Annotated in this window: 14 protein-coding genes and 3 tRNA genes; 8 read left to right on the plus strand and 9 right to left on the minus strand. The window is 66.2% G+C overall.

Going from position 1 to position 17,875, the window contains the following annotated elements:
- The first annotated feature begins 6 nt into the window (after nucleotides 1-6).
- The 5 genes from BMW87_RS01875 (at nucleotide 7) to BMW87_RS01895 (ending at nucleotide 2,403) form a co-directional block, all read left to right on the plus strand.
- Nucleotides 7-82, plus strand: a tRNA-Gly gene (locus BMW87_RS01875).
- 63 nt (nucleotides 83-145) lie between these two features.
- A tRNA-Cys gene (locus BMW87_RS01880) sits at nucleotides 146-219 on the plus strand.
- A gap of 100 nt (nucleotides 220-319) precedes the next feature.
- Nucleotides 320-411, plus strand: a tRNA-Leu gene (locus tag BMW87_RS01885).
- Nucleotides 412-431: 20 nt separating this feature from the next.
- Nucleotides 432-1,073, plus strand: a complete 642-nt coding sequence (locus tag BMW87_RS01890) for a DUF6806 family protein (RefSeq protein ID WP_093056456.1) — start codon at nucleotides 432-434, stop codon at nucleotides 1,071-1,073.
- A gap of 28 nt (nucleotides 1,074-1,101) precedes the next feature.
- On the plus strand, nucleotides 1,102-2,403 hold the full coding sequence (locus BMW87_RS01895) for an MFS transporter (RefSeq protein WP_093073755.1): 1,302 nt from the start codon (nucleotides 1,102-1,104) through the stop codon (nucleotides 2,401-2,403).
- A gap of 7 nt (nucleotides 2,404-2,410) precedes the next feature.
- Here BMW87_RS01895 and BMW87_RS01900 read toward each other — a convergent pair whose 3' ends face one another.
- From BMW87_RS01900 to proV, 7 genes are all read right to left on the minus strand, one after another.
- Nucleotides 2,411-4,606 carry an Ig-like domain-containing domain gene (locus BMW87_RS01900; RefSeq protein WP_093073757.1) on the minus strand — a complete coding sequence of 732 codons (2,196 nt, stop codon included), beginning with the start codon at nucleotides 4,604-4,606 and terminating at the stop codon, nucleotides 2,411-2,413.
- 89 nt (nucleotides 4,607-4,695) lie between these two features.
- Nucleotides 4,696-5,475 carry a PA3715 family protein gene (locus BMW87_RS01905; RefSeq protein WP_093073758.1) on the minus strand — a complete coding sequence of 260 codons (780 nt, stop codon included), beginning with the start codon at nucleotides 5,473-5,475 and terminating at the stop codon, nucleotides 4,696-4,698.
- Between the two features lie 13 nt (nucleotides 5,476-5,488).
- Nucleotides 5,489-6,280 carry a glutamate racemase gene (murI, locus tag BMW87_RS01910; protein WP_093073760.1) on the minus strand — a complete coding sequence of 264 codons (792 nt, stop codon included), beginning with the start codon at nucleotides 6,278-6,280 and terminating at the stop codon, nucleotides 5,489-5,491.
- The gene (locus tag BMW87_RS01915; protein ID WP_093056461.1) at nucleotides 6,277-7,830 is read right to left on the minus strand and encodes a fumarate hydratase; all 1,554 of its coding nucleotides are present in this window, start codon (nucleotides 7,828-7,830) and stop codon (nucleotides 6,277-6,279) included. The genes murI and BMW87_RS01915 overlap by 4 nt, the downstream gene beginning before the upstream one ends.
- Before the next feature lie 57 nt (nucleotides 7,831-7,887).
- Nucleotides 7,888-8,904, minus strand: a complete 1,017-nt coding sequence (gene proX, locus BMW87_RS01920; protein ID WP_093073762.1) for a glycine betaine/L-proline ABC transporter substrate-binding protein ProX — start codon at nucleotides 8,902-8,904, stop codon at nucleotides 7,888-7,890.
- A gap of 22 nt (nucleotides 8,905-8,926) precedes the next feature.
- The gene (gene proW / locus BMW87_RS01925; RefSeq protein WP_093073764.1) at nucleotides 8,927-10,072 is read right to left on the minus strand and encodes a glycine betaine/L-proline ABC transporter permease ProW; all 1,146 of its coding nucleotides are present in this window, start codon (nucleotides 10,070-10,072) and stop codon (nucleotides 8,927-8,929) included.
- A gap of 20 nt (nucleotides 10,073-10,092) precedes the next feature.
- Complete coding sequence (proV, locus tag BMW87_RS01930; protein ID WP_093073766.1) at nucleotides 10,093-11,346, minus strand: glycine betaine/L-proline ABC transporter ATP-binding protein ProV; 1,254 nt, start codon at nucleotides 11,344-11,346, stop codon at nucleotides 10,093-10,095.
- Nucleotides 11,347-11,870: 524 nt separating this feature from the next.
- Between proV and fumC the strand changes: the two genes are divergently transcribed.
- Nucleotides 11,871-13,268, plus strand: a complete 1,398-nt coding sequence (gene fumC, locus BMW87_RS01935; protein ID WP_093056465.1) for a class II fumarate hydratase — start codon at nucleotides 11,871-11,873, stop codon at nucleotides 13,266-13,268.
- A gap of 47 nt (nucleotides 13,269-13,315) precedes the next feature.
- Here fumC and BMW87_RS01940 read toward each other — a convergent pair whose 3' ends face one another.
- Nucleotides 13,316-13,933, minus strand: coding sequence for an NAD(P)-dependent oxidoreductase (locus BMW87_RS01940; protein WP_093073768.1), 618 nt, complete (start codon nucleotides 13,931-13,933; stop codon nucleotides 13,316-13,318).
- A gap of 113 nt (nucleotides 13,934-14,046) precedes the next feature.
- Here BMW87_RS01940 and BMW87_RS01945 point away from each other — a divergent pair, with 113 nt between their 5' ends.
- The gene (locus BMW87_RS01945; RefSeq protein WP_093073770.1) at nucleotides 14,047-14,964 is read left to right on the plus strand and encodes a LysR family transcriptional regulator; all 918 of its coding nucleotides are present in this window, start codon (nucleotides 14,047-14,049) and stop codon (nucleotides 14,962-14,964) included.
- Nucleotides 14,965-14,974: 10 nt separating this feature from the next.
- Here the strand turns inward: BMW87_RS01945 and BMW87_RS01950 are convergent, their stop codons facing one another.
- Nucleotides 14,975-15,610 carry a YqhA family protein gene (locus tag BMW87_RS01950; RefSeq protein WP_093056468.1) on the minus strand — a complete coding sequence of 212 codons (636 nt, stop codon included), beginning with the start codon at nucleotides 15,608-15,610 and terminating at the stop codon, nucleotides 14,975-14,977.
- A gap of 157 nt (nucleotides 15,611-15,767) precedes the next feature.
- On the opposite strand from BMW87_RS01950, the gene acs reads away from it, so the two are divergent.
- Nucleotides 15,768-17,765 (plus strand): acetate--CoA ligase, encoded by a 1,998-nt coding sequence (gene acs / locus BMW87_RS01955; protein ID WP_093073772.1) that lies wholly within the window; start codon nucleotides 15,768-15,770, stop codon nucleotides 17,763-17,765.
- Nucleotides 17,766-17,875: the final 110 nt, after the last annotated feature.

Raw genomic sequence — 17,875 nt, forward strand, 5'->3', positions numbered from 1 at the left:
CGAAACGCGGGAATAGCTCAGTTGGTAGAGCGCAACCTTGCCAAGGTTGAGGTCGAGAGTTCGAGACTCTTTTCCCGCTCCAGTTTTGAAAAAGGGAAGCAACAGCTTCCCTTTTTTTCGCTAGTTCGATTTCGTATTTCTGCGTGGCGCGATAGCAAAGCGGTTATGCAACGGATTGCAAATCCGTCTAGCCCGGTTCGACTCCGGGTCGCGCCTCCACTCTCTCGGTTCAACCAGATTCGACCCCGACTACCAAGCCCCGCCAACCCACGTTGCCGGGGCTTGTTTTGTTTGGGTTATCGTCGATGTTCAACCTGACGCCCGGATGGTGAAATTGGTAGACACATCGGACTTAAAATCCGCCGCTTCCTTAATCGGGGCATACGGGTTCGACCCCCGTTCCGGGTACCAAACTTACAAGGGAGCATTCGATGCCTCGCTACAACGCTCCATTTGAGATCCATGTGCACGGCGACGTGCCGCTGCGTTCGGACGTCACCTTCGACCAGATCCAGGAAGCGCTCAAGCCGCTCTGGAAGTACGCCGGCGCCAAGTCGCTGGCCGACGGTGCCACGAGCACCTACGAAGAAGAACCCGGCATCCGCTTCGAGCAGAAGGACCACACGCTGCAGATGTGCTGGACCGTGCCCGGCGACGAAGATTTCCGCCAGGCGCTCGACGAGATGTGCATGGGCCTGAACGAGCTCTCCGAACGCGGTGCGGCCATCGAGGTCACCTTCTACGACACCGACTTCGACGAGGAAGAGGGCGACCCCGAAGAAGAATCGCGCGACGACTTCCTGATGCTGTTCGTCGGCCCGAACCCGGCCGCGATCATGCAGGTGCAACGCGACCTGCTGGTGGAAGACGTCGTCAACCTCATGGAACGCCACTTCGACGGCGCCGAGCTGGGTGGCGTGGTCTCCGAGATCGACCGCCTCTTCAGCGATCGTTTCGACGCGCTGGTGAACTCGCTCGAAATCGGCAAGCGCCCGCGCGGCACCGGTGGACCGGGCAGCGGCGGCAGCGGCGGTGGCCATGGCGGCGGTCGCCGTCCGCGTCACCTGCACTAAGCAACCCCACGCCCCGGTCCAAGGCCGCATGGCCCTGTTTCCCGCCTCCGCGCTGCGCCCGGGCGTTCGCAAGCGCGAGGTGTTCGGCTGGGCGATGTACGACTTCGCCAATTCGGGCTACACCACGGTCGTCATAACAGCCGTGTTCGCTGCCTACTTCGTGGGTGGCATTGCCAAGGGCGCGCCGTGGGCCGCCTTCGCGTGGACAGCGGCGCTCAGTACCTCCTACGCAATCGTGATGCTCACGATGCCCGCCATCGGTGCCTGGGCCGACTTGCGCGCGGCCAAGAAGCGGGTGCTCGTTTTTGCGACCATCGGCTGCGTCTTCGCGACAGCGGCGCTTGCCATCACGCCGGGTTTTTCGGGCACGTCCGGCGTCGCGCTGGCGATGGCGCTGGTGATCGTCTCCAACGCTTTCTATTCCTGCGGCGAGTCCCTCACGGGTGCTTTCCTGCCCGAACTCGCCACGGCCGAGGGCATGGGCAAGGTCAGCGGATGGGGCTGGGCCTTCGGCTACGTCGGCGGCATGCTGGCGTTGGGCATCTGCCTGGCCTATGTGCTGTGGTCGCAATCGAAGGGCTTGCCGGCAGCGCATTTCGTGCCGGTGACTATGCTGATCACGGCAGTCATCTACGGTGGGGCCGCCTGCGTCACTTTCGTGTTGCTGCCCGAGCGCGCAAAGCCCCAGGCGGCCCGCGCGGAGCAGGGCGGTGCATGGCAGCAACTCCGCGCCACATATCGGCAGGCCCGGGCCTATCGCGACTTCATGTGGCTGCTGGCCTGCACGGTCTGCTACCAGGGCGGCGTGGCGGTGGCCATCACGCTTGCGGCGATCTACGCGGAGCAGGTGATCGGCTTCGTCGCGAGCGAAACCATGGTGCTGATCTTCGTGCTCAACATCGCGGCTGCGCTTGGCGCTTTCAGTTTCGGCTACATCCAGGACCGCATCGGCCACAAGGTCTCGCTGGCCTGCACGCTGGTCGCGTGGATCGCGGTCTGCGTGATCGCCGCGCTGGTGACGACCAAGGGCGGCTTCTGGTGGGCGGCCGCCATCGCAGGGCTCTCGATGGGATCGAGTCAATCGGCCGGTCGCGCCATGACGGGCTATCTGGCGCCGCCGCAGCAACTCGCAGAGTTCTTCGGGCTCTGGACTTTCGCGACACGGCTGGCGAGCATCGTCGGCCCCCTGAGCTTCGGCGCCATCACATGGATGACCGGCGGCAACCAGCGCATCGCGATCTTGTCGACCGCGGTGCTGTTTGTGGCGGGGCTGTTGCTGCTGCTGCCGATCGACATGCAGCGCGGCCGGCAAGCCGCGCTGCGTGCCTAGCCAACAATCAAGGCAGCTTGTCGCCGAACAGGCTGTCGTTGGTCAGCGGATAGCCGACTTCCGGTGCGTAGCGCTTGATCCAGTTCGCCGGGTCCTTCACGCGGGCAGCAAAGGCTGCCAGGTCCGAGCGGTCGAGCGAGCCGTTGTAGATCGCGTTGGTCTGGTTGGCGGGCAGCACCGTGAAGCTGATGCCTGTGCCGGCCGTCGTGACCGCGTCGGGGATGGTGCCCGCAGCACCGCCCAGCGTGATGGTCGCGAGGTGGTTGCCGACAGCGGTGATCTGTCCCGCCTGGCCGTTGCCCAGTCCGGCGATGGTGCCGCCCGCGATGGCGTAGATGGTTTCCGATTTGCCGATGCCGCCCGGCGATCCGAGCGTGAAGCCCTTGTCCGCAATCGGATTGCCGGTGACGTCGGTCTGGATGGTCACGATGGTGCCGGCCGGCAGGTTCTGGTCCGCAGTCCAGAAGAATGCTGTTTCGTTGGTGATGCCGGCGAATTCGGTCGTGCCCGCCTTGCGGTCGCGGTCGGTGAACAGCACTTGCGTGCCACCGTTCACGGCCTTCAGCAGTACGAAGGCATAAGCGTCGGGCGCTTCGGCATTGGCTGCCATGAAGAGCAGGTCGCCGGCCACCAGCGGTGTGGCGCCGGCAGTGGTCGTGAAGCTCAGCTTCGTCGCATCGGAAATACCCGCGAAGGCGTTGCCAGCCGCGTCGGTGATGGCATTGGCATCCACCGTGATGTAGTAGCCGGTGCTCAGCTCGAGCGGGGCCGTCGGCACCAGCTTCAGCACGTTGAAGGCCACCTGCAGGCGCGCGGCGGGGCTGTTGGTGTGGAAGGTCTCGATCACGCTGCCGTCGGCCTTGTGCAGCACGATGCTGCCCGAGCCCAGGCGCACGGCCTCGTTGAACGACAGCGTGATCGACGTGTCGAGGTTGACGCCCACGCGACCGGCCGCCGGCATTGACTTCTGCAGCTTCGGCGCGGCGGTGTCGACCCACGGCTTGCCGAGGCGCACGACGAAGCCGTCGAATTTCTGGTCGACGGCGGGCAGGTCTTTCGAGGCCGTCTTGCCGTCCCACTTGGTGTCGCCGTTGTCGAGCAGCAGTTGCACCTGCGTGCCGGCCGTCACGGGGCCAGGCACCTCGACGGTGGATTCGAAGCTGCCGCCGGTTTCCTTGCGCAGCGCATCGAGGTCGTTCGACAGTTCCACCGGCGCGCTGTTCGGGTTGCCGTTCCATGCGAACAGGGCGAAGTTGCGGTCCACCTCGGGCGCGGCGGCGCCAGCCGGGCCAGCGACGATCAGGTACTTGCCGTCGGTGCCCTTGTCGATGGAGCGGATGCCGCGGCCGCCCAGCTCCAGCTCGATGGGGGCGCCGAAGGTGGCTTGCGTGGTGGTGCCCGCCATCAGCGCGGCGTAGTTCTGCAGCGGCACGATCAATGCCTTGGCGCGTACTTGAGTGCCCGTCTGCGGAGCGCGAAAGCCGAGCCACAGGGCGGTGTCGCCCGGTGCGCTGGTCATGCCCTCGATGGAGAAGCCGTCGACGCGCTCGGGCACGATGCCGGCCGCGGCGGACACGGCAAAACCGAAGCGGTTGGCGCCGAGCCCATGGAGGTTGCCCGTGTCCCAGGCGATCAGCTGCGCTTCGAGCAGCGAGAACTGGCCGACATAGTCGAAGGCGGTGGCGGCGCCCGTGCCGCTGACCTTGACTGCGAAGAGGTGCGAGCGGTCGGCGGCTGCGTCGGCGCCGTCCTTCTTGTTGCTGTTGGAGCCGGTGAAGTACAGCGTGTCTCCGATGCGCGTGCCGGCCTCCAGGTCGAGCTCCTTGGCCAGCTTCGGGCCTTCGAGCTCGTAGCTCCATTCCTTCACCGCGGCACCGCCGCCGCGCGGGTAGACGCGCAGCACGTTGGCCTCATCGTCCGCCACGATCATGACGTTGTCGGGCAGCGCGATGGCGGTCGATGCGTCGGACGATCCCTTGGTGGTGCCCGCATTGGGCGTGAACCGTGCCTTCGACACGAGCTGGTCGGGCTCCGGCTGCGCGGCGGGCGGCTGGGCCGGTGGCGGCGCAGTGCTGGTGGGCGGAATGAATCCGCTGAAACCGCCTGAATTGTTACCACCGCCGCAGGCGCCCAGCAGCAACGCGAGTGCGCTGGCGAGCAACAGGGGCTTGAAGGGGATGCGGGTCTGGGAGGGTGAAGTCATTGTGCGCGGTAGTTCTTTTGGCTAAACCGCGCATCCTGTTACCTTAGTGTGACGGCTCGGTGAAAAACCGGCCGTGGGTCAGGCGCCCGTCAGGGCGTCTGTTGTTGCAGCGACTTCGGCGCCTTGAAGCGCTCGCCGTCATAGCGCAGCGTGACCGTGTCGAACTTCGCGGGCAGTGCCTTTTCCACGCAGCCCTGGTCTTCCTGCTCCTGCGCACGGCTCTGCAGCAGCGTGCGCGACAGCTGCAGATCGGCAAAGCCGTTGCTGCTGCCCTTGCCGACCGACAGCATGGTGCGCAGCTTCTCGAAGTGGCCGGTGCAAGTGGAGTCCCACCCGCCGTGGTCGTGATCGAGCTCGATCTCCTGCAGCACCTGGCGCAACTGCTTGCCATGGTGCACGTAGAGCCGCACGGTTTCGCTGGCCAGAGGGCTGCCGGGCGCGTTGCTGCCCCGGTAGCGCACGCGCAGGCCGAAGGCGCGGGCCTCGGGCGACAGCACGTAGCGCGAGGTGTCGATGCGGATGTCCTGGATCGACGTGGTGGCGTCTTCGTCGAGTGCCTCGGGCTGCACGAGCCGGCCGATGACGGTGTCGCGATCGGTGTTGCCGTTGTCGGGGCGCTGGATCAGCAGGATTTCCAGGTCGAAGACCTTGGCGCCCCGGTCGGTGGTTTCGCGCGGCATCGGCAGCACGACGATGCTGCGTCCGGGAAAGGCCGGCCAGACCTTGCAGGCCGCGAGCCGCTCGTCGAGCGGGCGATTGGGATGCAGCTTGGCGTGCATGCGTTCGGCAAGGCCACTCTCGCAGGCCGCGTGGCTCAGGCCGGCGGCCGAGAGGCACAGGAGGAGGGCGGCGTGGCGCAGGAGACGCATGACTCGGACCAGGTCAGGTCGTGGCCGCAGCAGAAGGGAGTCCGAGCCATCGCGCGGCCGCGGCTTCGAGCACGGCGACGTCGCCGCTGCTCTGCAGAAGCAGGCCGCCACTGCCGCTGTCCGCGAGCTGGCCCGCCGCTGTCAACAGGCGCCGCGTTTGCTGCGCGACCGGCACGCCCGTGTCGATGAACCGCAGCGTGGCCGGCGCATGCCGGCGCAACTCGTCCTTCACGAGCGGGTAGTGGGTGCAGCCAAGCACCACCGTGTCGACTTCGCCAGGCGCATCGCCGAAGGGGCCGGCTTCGGCCATGTAGCGTTCGCACAGTGCCGCGATGCCTGCCGAGTCGAAGCCTTCGATGGCCTTCACGAGCCCGTCGCAGGGCACGGGACGGACATCAGCCGACCCGGCGAACGAGGCGCGCAGCGTGGCGTACTTGGCGCTGGCCAGTGTGCCGCGCGTGGCCATCACCGAGATGCGCCCCGTGCGGCTCGCAGCCACGGCGGGCTTGAGGCCAGGTTCCAGCCCGACGATCGGCAGGTCGGGATTCTCGGCGCGCATCAGATGGATGGCGGCCGTGGTCGCCGTGTTGCAGGCCACCACGAGCGCCTTGATGCCGTGCTCGCGCCGCAGGTGTTCGACCACGGTGCGCGAGCGCTCGATCACATAGGCGTCTCCGCGCTCGCCGTACGGCGCATAGGCCGTGTCGGCGAAGTACACGAAGCGTTCGTGCGGCAGTTCGGCCCGCAGCGCGGCCAGCACGCTGAGCCCGCCGACTCCGCTGTCGAAGACGCCTACAGCGCTCAAGCTTCTTCCATCATGATGGTCTTGAACTCGCCGCTGGCAATGCGCTTCTGCCACTCGGCCGGGCCGGTGATGTGCGCGCTGGTGCCGCCGGCATCGACCGCCACCGTCACGGGCATGTCGACCACGTCGAATTCATAGATCGCTTCCATGCCCAGGTCCTCGAAGCCCACGACCTTGGCGGTCTTGATGGCCTTGCTCACGAGGTAGGCGGCGCCGCCCACGGCCATGAGGTAGGCACTCTTGTGCTTCTTGATGGCCTCGATGGCAACCGGGCCGCGCTCGGCCTTGCCGATCATCGCGATCAGGCCGGTCTGCGCCAGCATCATTTCGGTGAAGCCGTCCATGCGCGTGGCGGTGGTCGGACCGGCGGGGCCCACGGCTTCGTCGCCGACCGGATCGACCGGGCCGACGTAATAGATGACGCGGTTGGTGAAGTCCACCGGCAGCTTCTCGCCCTTGGCCAGCATGTCCTGGATGCGCTTGTGCGCGGCGTCGCGGCCGGTGAGCATCTTGCCGTTGAGCAGCAGCGTGTCGCCCGGCTTCCAGCTTGCCACTTCGGCGGGCGTGAGCTTGTCGAGGTCGACGCGCTTGCTCTTCTTCTCGTCAGGCGCCCAGTTCACGTCGGGCCACAGGTCGAGCGACGGCGGGTCGAGGTAGACAGGGCCGCTGCCGTCCATCGTGAAGTGCGCGTGGCGGGTGGCCGCGCAGTTGGGGATCATCGCAACGGGCTTGCTCGCCGCATGCGTCGGGTACATCTGGATCTTGACGTCGAGCACGGTGGCCAGGCCGCCCAGGCCCTGCGCGCCGATGCCCAGCGCATTGACCTTCTCGTACAGCTCGATGCGCAGCGCCTCGACCTTGCTCAGCTCGGCGCCCGACTTCTTCTTAGCCTGCAGCTCGTGCATGTCGAGGTCGTCCATCAGGCTTTCCTTGGCCATCAGCGCAGCCTTCTCGGCCGTGCCGCCGATGCCGATGCCCAGCATGCCCGGCGGGCACCAGCCGGCGCCCATGGTGGGCACGGTCTTGAGCACCCAGTCGACCACGCTGTCGCCGGGGTTCAGCATGACCAGCTTGCTCTTGTTCTCGCTGCCGCCGCCCTTGGCCGCGACCGTCACTTCAACGGTGTTGCCGGGAACGATCTCGGTGAAGATCACCGCGGGCGTGTTGTCCTTGGTGTTCTTGCGGTCGAACTGCGGGTCGGCCACGACCGAGGCGCGCAGTGTGTTGTCGGGGTGGTTGTAGCCGCGGCGCACGCCTTCGTTGATGGCGTCGTCGAGGCTGCCGGTGAAGCCGCCCCAGCGCACGTCCATGCCCACCTTGAGGAACACGTTGACGATGCCGGTGTCCTGGCAGATCGGGCGCTGGCCCGTGGCGCTCATCTTGCTGTTGGTCAGGATCTGCGCGATGGCGTCCTTGGCCGCGGGGCTCTGCTCGCGCTCGTAGGCGCGGGCCAGATGGGCGATGTAGTCGGCGGGGTGGTAGTAGCTGATGTACTGCAGCGCGGCGCTGATCGATTCGATCAGGTCGGCCTGCTGGATCGTGGTCGTCATGGTGGGGGGAGTTTTTTTGGAGTGTGAAACGCCCCCCGATTATCTCAGCCGATGCGCCTACTGCGCTGCGGCTCGGGCTTGCTCTATCCAGCCGTCGAACAGAGGACGGTGCACCCGGATCCACCCGTCGGTGTGCCGCTCCACGTCCTGCTGCGTGTTGGCGCCCTGGCTCATGCGCAGGTTCTGGGCATTGATGTCGCCGATCGGCAGCTTCATCACCTCGAAGAGCTTGGCCGCGGCCGGGTTCTTCTCGGCGAAGGCCCGGTTGGCGACGATCTGCTCCTGGTTGGCCTGGAAGCCGTAGTTCTTGCCGTTGGGCAGCTGCGTGTCGACGTTGCCGCCCTGCGAGGAACCTTGCGAGGACGAGAAGGGCACCTGCAGCCACACAACGTCAGCGCCCGGGCGCAGCACGGCGCTCACCCAGTACGGCGTCCACGTGTAGTACAGCACCGGCTTGTCCTGCTTGAAGCGGGCGATGGTGTCGGCCATCAGCGCGGCGTAGCTGCCCTGCTTGTGCGTGACGGTGTCGCGCAGCTGATAGGCCGTCAGGTGGTTCTCGATGGCCAGCTCGCAGCCCCAGCCGGGGTTGCAGCCAGTCAGGTCGGCCTTGCCGTCGCCGTCTGCGTCGAACAGCTTCGCGATGGCAGGGTCCTTCAGCTGTGCGATGTTCGTGATGCCGTACTGCTCTGCCGTCTTGCGGTCGATCAGGTAGCCCTGCACGGCGCCGTCCGAGTACACGCCCTTGCGCCACAGCTTGGCGTCGCCGCCGCTGTTCTTGTAGAAGTCGGCGTGCAGCAGGCTCCAGTGGTTGGCCATGAAAGTGGCGTCGCCGTTGGCAATGGCCAGATGCTCGGTGGCGGGCTCCAGGTCTTTCATGGGCTCGACGGTGTATCCGAGCTTTTCGAGCGCGCGCATCACCAGCAGCGTCTGGAAGGCTTCTTCCGCGAGCGAGCTTTTCAGCGGCTGCACGGTAACGCCCTTGCCGGGCAGGTCGTTGGCAGCATGGGCGGCCATGCCCGAGGCCACGAAGGCGAGGGCCAGCAGGCCGCGTGCGATGAAACTGGTTTTCTTCATGCGTTGTGTTCCTCCGTGCGGCTTATTGCGCTTGCGTGGACAGGGCGGGAACCGGCTGGTTGCCCGGTTGCGAAGGCGAACCCACGAGGCGCTGCAGCACTCGCAGCGCGAAGCCCACCGGCCCGGTGTGCCACCAGCGGCGGCCAGCGCTGCGGCGCGACTTGCCCATGGCTTGCGTCAGCCGGTCCAGCGAGATCGCCAACAGCACGATGCCCAGCCCGCCAACGGTCGCCAGGCCCATGTCGAGCCGGCCGATGCCGCGCAGCACCATCTGGCCCAGGCCGCCCACGGCGATCATCGATGCGATGACGACCATCGACAGCGACAGCATCAGCGCCTGGTTGATGCCAGCCATGATCGACGGCATGGCCAGCGGCAGTTGCACCTTCACCAGCATCTGCCAGGGCGAAGCGCCGTAGGCGCGTGCGGCCTCGATGAGGTCGGGGCGCACCTGGCGCAGGCCGAGGTTGGTCAGGCGCACCAGCGGCGCCAGCGCGAAGATGATCGTCACGATCACGCCCGGCACGTTGCCGATGCCGAACAGCATCACCACCGGCACGAGGTACACGAAGGCCGGCGTGGTCTGCATCGCGTCGAGCACCGGCCGCATGATTCGCTGCGCCCGGTCGCTGCTTGCCAGCAGCACGCCCAGCGGCAGGCCGATAACCATGCAGAACACCAGAGAGGTCAGCACCAGCGACAGCGTCACCATCGCCTCGGGCCAGATGCCGAGCATGGCCACGAGCAGCAGCGCTACCGTGGTGCCGATGGCCAGCGCGCGGCCGGCGAACTGCCAGGCGAAGAGGCCGATGAGGGCGATCATCGCCAGCGTGGGCAGGCCGGTGAGCAGGCCCTGCACCCAGTTCAGCGTGCTGTCGATGGGCAGGCGCACGGTCTGGAAGAAGGGGCGGAAGTGCTCGACCACCCAGCCGAGGCCCTGGTTGATCCACGATTCGACGGGCAGGGAGCCGTCCCACAGGCGGTGCAGCTGGAAGCCGCTGGTGGCGGCGTCGGCTTGTCCCGCAAGTTGGTGGGCGGCGTTCACTGGCGCGTCGAGCCAGGCGCTGGTGGCCGAGGTGTCGGGCGCGGCCGAGAGCGCCTCCCACGGATCGACGAAGGCGGGGGCCGCAGGCGTGCTCAGGTCGGAAGGAAGTGTGTTGTCGTTCATCGTTCAGGTCCTTCGTGAATTCAGTGCGGCTCGGCGGCGAGAGCAGGGGCAGCGTTGGGCAAGACGGGCTCGATCGGCGGCGTGTCGCGGTCGAGGAACTTGAGCAGCGTCGTCTTGCTGATCGCACCGCAGAAGCGGCCGTCGCTCGCCACCACCGGCAACGCGCACGGCGCCTGCGCGAGCTGGCCGATCAGGCCTGCCACGGGGGCTTCGGCGTCGATGCGCGGCAGCTCGTTGAGAAACGCGTGCTGCAGCCCCAGCGGGCCTGAATGTCCATCGAGCGCGCCGCGCAGCGTGTCCGCCGACACCACGCCGAGGAAGCGCTTGTTGGGGCTCGTCACGTAGGCGAAGTCGCGGTCCTGGTCTTCCAGCAGCTTGAGCGCCGCGCGCGCACCGCGCTCGGGGTGCTCGCACACCACGGTGAGCGATTTGCGCGCGATGTCCGCCGCCTTGAACACGGCTGCCGCGTCCACGCCGCGCACGAAGCTGCGCACGTAGTCGTTGGCGGGGCTGCGCAAGATCTCGTCGGGCGTGCCGACCTGGATCACCTGGCCGTCCTTCATGATCGCGATGCGGTCGCCGATGCGCATGGCTTCGTCGAGGTCGTGCGAGATGAAGACGATGGTGCGGCGCTGCTCCTGCTGCAGCCGCAGCAGCTCCGACTGCATTTCGGTGCGGATGATCGGGTCGAGGGCCGAGAAGGCCTCGTCCATCAGCAGGATCGACGGGTCCGAGGCCAGCGCCCGTGCCAGTCCCACGCGCTGCTGCATGCCGCCCGAGAGCTCGTCGGGATAGCTGTCGCCCCAGCCCGCCAGCCCCACCTGCGCGAGCGCGAGGTCGGCTTGCGCCAGGCGCTCCTTCTTGCCCGTGCCCGAGAGTTCGAGGCCGAAGGCGGTGTTCTCGCGCACCGTCATGTGCGGCATCAGCGCGAACGACTGGAACACCATGCTGATGTCCTTGCGGCGCAGCGCGCGCAGCTTGGTGTCGGAGTGTTCGTTGATGTCCGCGCCGTCGATCACGATGCGGCCCGCGGTCGGTTCGATCAGCCGGTTCAAGAGGCGCACCAGCGTCGACTTGCCCGAACCCGAGAGACCCATGATGACGAAGATTTCTCCGGCCTGGATTTCGAAGGTGGCGTCGAACACGCCGATCGACTGGCCGGTACGCGCCAGGATTTCCTTCTTGGAAAAACCTTGCCGGACCAGCTCCAGGGCTTGTTCGGGCTCGTCGCCGAACACCTTGAAGACATGGTCGATGAGAATTCCTTTGGCCATACGTCGGGGCTCCTTTGGTGAGGGGTTGACAGATCGCCACCCCCGCAAGGGCGACGCGACCACGCCCCCAGCCCATTGGATGGGCTGCCGACAGGCACTGAAGACGACATGGCGACGAAGCCAGTGCCCGCCGGATGCTTCATTCGCAGGGCAACGGGCCTGGTCGAGGGGCGCCGCCTGGATGAGCGTGACGTGGCAATGGGGACGGAAAAGATCCGGCCGGTTTGCCGGGCTGGGCCCGGCGGGAGAACCTTGCACCGCGACGGGATTCGGAGATCCGCGAGTAGTGAAGGGGTGACCTGCAAGTTCAAGAGAGCGGGGAACCCGAACTCATCATGACTTGTTGGTCGTCAGAAGCCTTCGATCATAACTTTTCGACATGATGCGGTCAAGGCGGGAGGCGTATCGTGATGTCAGCGGCCAGCCAATGGCCCCGTCAGATGCGAGCTATTCCTATTGGCCGATACTCGGGCTCACGCCCGCCGAGCGGCGCGACCTTTCATGATCCTGCGGAGCTTTTTCTCATGACGACTTCCCCCAAGACCCGTGCCGAGCGCGACACCTTCGGACCGATCGACGTGCCGGCCGACAAGCTGTGGGGCGCGCAAACGCAGCGCTCGCTGCAGAACTTCGACATCTCCGGCGAGCAGCAGCCGCGCGAGATCATCAAGGCGCTGGCGCAGGTCAAGCGCGCATCGGCCGTGGTCAACCACGCGCTGGGCCTGCAGGACGAAAAGAAGACCAAGGCCATCGTGGCGGCCGCCGACGAAGTCATTGCCGGCAAGCACCCGGGCGAGTTCCCGCTGGTGGTCTGGCAGACCGGCTCGGGCACGCAGACCAACATGAACGTCAACGAGGTGCTGGCCAATCGCGCCAGTGAAATCCTCGGCGGCGAGCGCGGCGAAGGCCGCCTCGTGCACCCCAACGACGATGTGAACCGCAGCCAGTCGAGCAACGACGTGTTCCCGACCGCCATGCACGTGGCCGCCGTCGAGGCCATCACGCACAAGCTGCTGCCGGCCATCGCCAAGCTGCGCGGCACGCTGGAGCAGAAGTCCAAGGACTTCGCCGACATCGTGAAGATCGGCCGCACCCACCTGCAGGACGCCACGCCGCTTACGCTGGGCCAGGAGTTCTCGGGCTACGTGGCGCAACTCGCGCACGGCGAGGCGCACGTGCGCGCCGCGCTGCCGCACCTGAGCGAACTGGCGCTGGGCGGCACCGCAGTCGGCACCGGGCTGAACGCGCCCAAGGGCTATGCAGAGCAGGTGGCCGCCGAGCTGGCGAAGCTCACGGGCCTGCCGTTCGTGACCGCGCCGAACAAGTTCGAAGCGATGGCCAGCGTCGACGCGCTGGTGCACGCCCACGGCGCGCTGAAGACGCTCGCCGCCAGCATGAACAAGATCGCCAACGACGTGCGCTGGCTCGCGAGTGGTCCGCGCAGCGGCATCGGCGAACTGAGCATTCCCGAGAACGAACCGGGCTCGTCGATCATGCCGGGCAAGGTCAACCCGACCCAGAGCGAGGCTGTCACGATGCTGGCCGCGCAGGTGTTCGGCAACGACGTGGCCATCAACATCGGTGGCGCCTCGGGCAACTTCGAGCTGAACGTGTTCCGCCCGATGGTGGCGCACAACTTCCTGCAGAGCGTGCGCCTGTTGGCCGACGGCATGGTGAGCTTCAACGACCACTGCGCGGTGGGCATCGAGCCGAATCGCGAACGCATCACGGAGCTGGTGCAGCGTTCGCTGATGCTGGTGACGGCGCTGAACACGCACATCGGCTACGACAAGTCGGCCTACATCGCCAAGAAGGCGCACAAGGAAGGCACGAGCCTGCGCGAAGCGGCGATTGCCTCGGGGCACCTCACGGCCGAACAGTTCGACCAGTGGGTGGTGCCGGAGAACATGACTGGCCGTTGATTCGGTCAGCCCATTGAAAAAGGACCCTCGTCGGGTCCTTTTTTGTTTCAGTAGCCGATCGTGTATCGCTGACGGGAGTGCGCCGGCTTTTCAAGCTCGTCGATGAACGCGATTGCGTAGTCCTCGAAGGTGATCCAGCTGCGGCCTTCGGCGCTTACCAGCAGGTCGTCCTTGCCCAGGCGGAACTTGCCGGTGCGCTCGCCTTCGACGAACTCGGCGGATGGCGACAGGAAGGTCCAGTCGAGTTCCTTCTCGTTGCGCAGCGTGTCGAGGAACACGCCGCCGGCCGAAGCTTCGGCGCGGTAGGCATCGGGGAAGTTCGGCGTGTCGATCACTTTCAGGCCGGGCGCCGCGAACAGGCTGCCGGCGCCGCCGACCACCAGCAGGCGCTTCACGCCCGAGCGCTTGACCGGCTCGATGATGGCCGCGGGCGGCACCGTGGAGAAGTGCGCGGCACTGAACACGGCGTCGTGGCCGGCCAGCGCTTTTTCGAGTGCTGCGCCATTGAGCACGTCGAGGTCGACGGCCTTCACGTTTGCGCGGCCTGCCAGCTTGTCGGTGGCCTTGCGGGCGATGGCCGTGACGGTGTGGCCGCGGCGCAGGGCTTCTTCCAGAAGGCGGCCGCCGGCGCGTCCGGTGGCGCCGATGATGGCGATGTGGCTCATGAGTGACTCCTGTGAAAGATCGAAAGATCGGATGGGATGAACCACATCTTAGGTTTCTGGTTTCGAAAGAAATACCTCGATTTGCGCGCTTGTTTATTCCTAAAATCGTTCGAATGGACCGATTGAACGCCATGCGCGTGTTTGTGAACGTGGTCGATTCGGGCAGCCTTTCGGCCGCCGCCGACAAGCTCGACATGTCCCGCCCGGTAGTCACGCGCTACGTGGCCGAACTGGAGCAATGGACCGGCGCGCGCCTGCTGCACCGCACGACGCGCCGCCTTAGCCTCACGGCCGCTGGCGAAGAGCTGCTGCCGCGTTGCCGCCAGGTGCTGGAGCTCACGGGCGACATGCAGGCCGCGGTGCGGCATCCGGCCGAGGCGCCGCGCGGGCAATTGCGCATCACCACAGGAACCTCGTTTGCGCAGGCACAACTGGCCGACGCGATTGCCGACTATGTGCGGCTTTATCCGGCCGTGATGGTTGACCTGGTGCTGTTGGATCGAACCGTCAACCTCGTGGACGAGCGCATCGACCTCGCGATTCGTACAGCGGCAGAGATCGACCCCAATCTGATCGCGTGCCGGCTCACCACGTGCCGATCGGTGGTTTGCGCTTCACCCGCCTATCTGAAGGAGCACGGGAAACCCCTGCGCGTGGAAGAACTGGCCCAGCGCAACTGCCTCACGCATTCCTACTTTGGACGCAGCCTCTGGAACTTCACGCGCAAGGACAACGGGGAGCCGGTGTCCGTGGCCGTGGATGGCAATGTCTCCGCCAACGACGCGGCGAGCCTGATGTACCTGGCAAGGGCAGGGGCCGGCATCGCGATGCTGCCGACCTATCTCACGTCGGAGCTGCTGCAGAAGGGAGAACTGGTGCGGCTCTTCGGCGATTTCGAGCCGCAAGTGGTGGGCATGTACGCCGTGTACGCCTCTCGCAAGCACATGCCGGCCACCTTGCGCACGATGCTCGACTTCCTGGCCGAGCGATTCACCGAAGTGCCTGCGTGGGACGCGCCGCACGCAGGCTAGGGGGCAAGGCTCAGTGGCCGTCGCCGGCGTGAGGCGCCGGGGCCATCAGCCGGTCGGTGTAGGCAATGGCCATTGCCGAGAACAGGAAGGCGATATGGATCACGGTCTGCGCGATCAGCACGCGGTCGGTGTAGTTGTCCGCGTTGATGAAAGTCTTCAGCAGGTGGATGGAACTGATACCGATGATGGCGGTGGCCAGCTTCACCTTGAGCACCGAGGCGTTCACGTGGCTCAGCCATTCGGGCTGGTCACGGTGGCCTTCGAGGTCCATGCGGCTCACGAAGGTCTCGTAGCCGCCCACGATCACCATGATGAGCAGATTCGAGATCATCACCACGTCGATCAGCGCCAGCACCACCAGCATGATCACCGTCTCGTTCAGTGTGCCGACCGGCGCCGTGGTCTTGTAGCCGATGCTGGTAATGAGCGCCTGCAGTGCTTCCTTGCTGCCGAACGCGGCCTCGACCAGGTGCAGCAGCTCGACCAGGAAGTGCACAACGTACACGGCCTGCGCCACGATCAGCCCCAGGTACAGCGGCAGCTGCAGCCAGCGGCTCGCGAAGATCAGCTTGGGCAGGGGACGCAGCGGTGAAGCGCGGGCTGGTACGGGCGGGTTCCGGGGGTCGAAAGGTTCGGGAGCGGACATCGGCAAGGCGGTGGTTGGGGACCGGGGATTCTAGAGGTGCCCCCGTGACGCACTCGTGATAACCCCGAGAACTAACATCTGACCTTCGCAAGCCCGTCAGTGACCCGTAAGTGGACCCGTCGACATTACGGCCGCACCCATCCAGGAGACATAGAGCATGAGCAGCGCATCGAAGAACATTGAATCCGTCCTGGTCGAGAACCGCGTGTTCCCGCCCGACGCCCGCGCCACCGAAGGCGCCCGCATTTCCGGCATGGCCGCCTATGAGGCCCTGTGCAAGGAGGCCGAGCAGGATTTCGAAGGGTTCTGGACCCGCCTTGCCAAGGACAACTTGGACTGGACCAAGCCCTTCACCAAGACGCTCGACGAGTCGAAGGCGCCGTTCTATGAGTGGTTCGGCGACGGCGAGCTCAACGCGAGCGCCAACTGCCTCGACAGGCACATCGGCACCCCGGTCGAGAACAAGACGGCCATCGTCTTCGAAGCCGACGACGGCACCGTCACCAACGTCACCTACAAGGAACTGCTCGCCCGCGTGAGCCAGTTCGCCAACGCGCTGAAGGCGCAGGGCATCCAGAAGGGCGACCGCGTCGTCATCTATATGCCGATGACAGTCGAGGGCGTGATCGCCATGCAGGCCTGCGCGCGCATCGGCGCCACCCACAGCGTGGTGTTCGGCGGCTTCTCGGCCAAGGCGCTTCAGGAGCGCATCATCGACGCGGGCGCGGTAGCGGTCATCACGGCCAATTACCAACTGCGCGGCGGCAAGGAGCTGCCGCTCAAGGCCATCGTGGATGACGGCATCGCGCTGGGTGGCTGCGAGTCGATCAAGACGGTGTTCGTGTACGAGCGCACGCCTAGCGGGTGGAACCGCGTGGAAGGTCGCGACAAGACATTCGCCGAAGCGCTGAAGGGCCAGAGCACCGAGTGCGCCCCCGTGCCAGTCAACGCCGAGCACCCGCTCTTCATCCTCTACACCTCGGGCTCCACCGGCAAGCCCAAGGGCGTGCAGCACGCCACCGGCGGCTACCTGCTGTGGGCCAGGCTCACGATGGACTGGACCTTCGACATCCGCCCCGAAGACGTGTTCTGGTGTACGGCTGACATCGGCTGGATCACCGGCCACACCTACGTCGCCTACGGCCCGCTCGCGGCCGGCGCCACGCAGGTGGTGTTCGAGGGCATCCCGACCTTCCCGCACGCGGGCCGCTTCTGGCAGATGATCGAGAAGCACAAGGTCAGCGTGTTCTACACCGCTCCCACCGCCATCCGCTCGCTCATCAAGGCAGCCGAGGGCGACGAAAAGGTGCACCCGAAGAACTGGGACCTCACGAGCCTGCGCATCCTCGGCTCGGTCGGCGAGCCGATCAATCCTGAAGCATGGATGTGGTACCACCGCAATATCGGCGGCGAGCGCTGCCCCATCGTCGATACCTTCTGGCAGACCGAGACCGGCGGCCACGTGATCACGCCGCTGCCGGGCGCCACGCCGCTGGTGCCGGGCTCGTGCACGCTGCCGCTGCCGGGCATCATGGCCGCGATCGTCGACGAGACCGGCAAGGACCTGCCCAACGGCGCGGGCGGCATGCTGGTCATCAAGCGGCCGTGGCCCTCGATGATCCGCACGATCTGGAACGACCCCGAGCGCTTCAAGAAGAGCTACTTCCCCGAGGAGATGGGCGGCACGATCTACCTCGCCGGCGACGGCGCTGTGCGCAGTGCCGACCGCGGCTACTTCCGCATCACCGGTCGCATCGACGACGTGCTGAACGTGTCGGGCCACCGCCTGGGCACGATGGAAATCGAATCGGCGCTGGTGTCCAAGACCGACCTCGTGGCCGAAGCCGCGGTGGTAGGGCGGCCCGACGACGTGACGGGCGAGGCAGTGTGCGCCTTCGTCGTGCTCAAGCGCGCGCGCCCGACAGGTGAAGAAGCCAAGCAGATCGCCAACGAGCTGCGCGCCTGGGTCGCGAAGGAAATCGGCCCGATCGCCAAGCCCAAGGACATCCGCTTCGGCGACAACCTGCCCAAGACCCGCAGCGGCAAGATCATGCGACGGCTGCTGCGCAGCATTGCCAAGGGCGAGGCGATCACGCAGGACACCTCGACGCTCGAAAATCCCGCGATCCTCGAACAGTTGTCACAGACCAACTGACCGGTGCTGTAGGACATGGCCGTCTATGCGGCCATCTGCGCCGAACGGAGCTCTTCGCTGAGGTAAAACCGTCGCAACCACCGTGCGCCTCGACGCGCACGGGTTTTCGA

Source organism: Variovorax sp. OV084, assembly GCF_900111625.1.
GTDB lineage: Bacteria > Pseudomonadota > Gammaproteobacteria > Burkholderiales > Burkholderiaceae_C > Variovorax.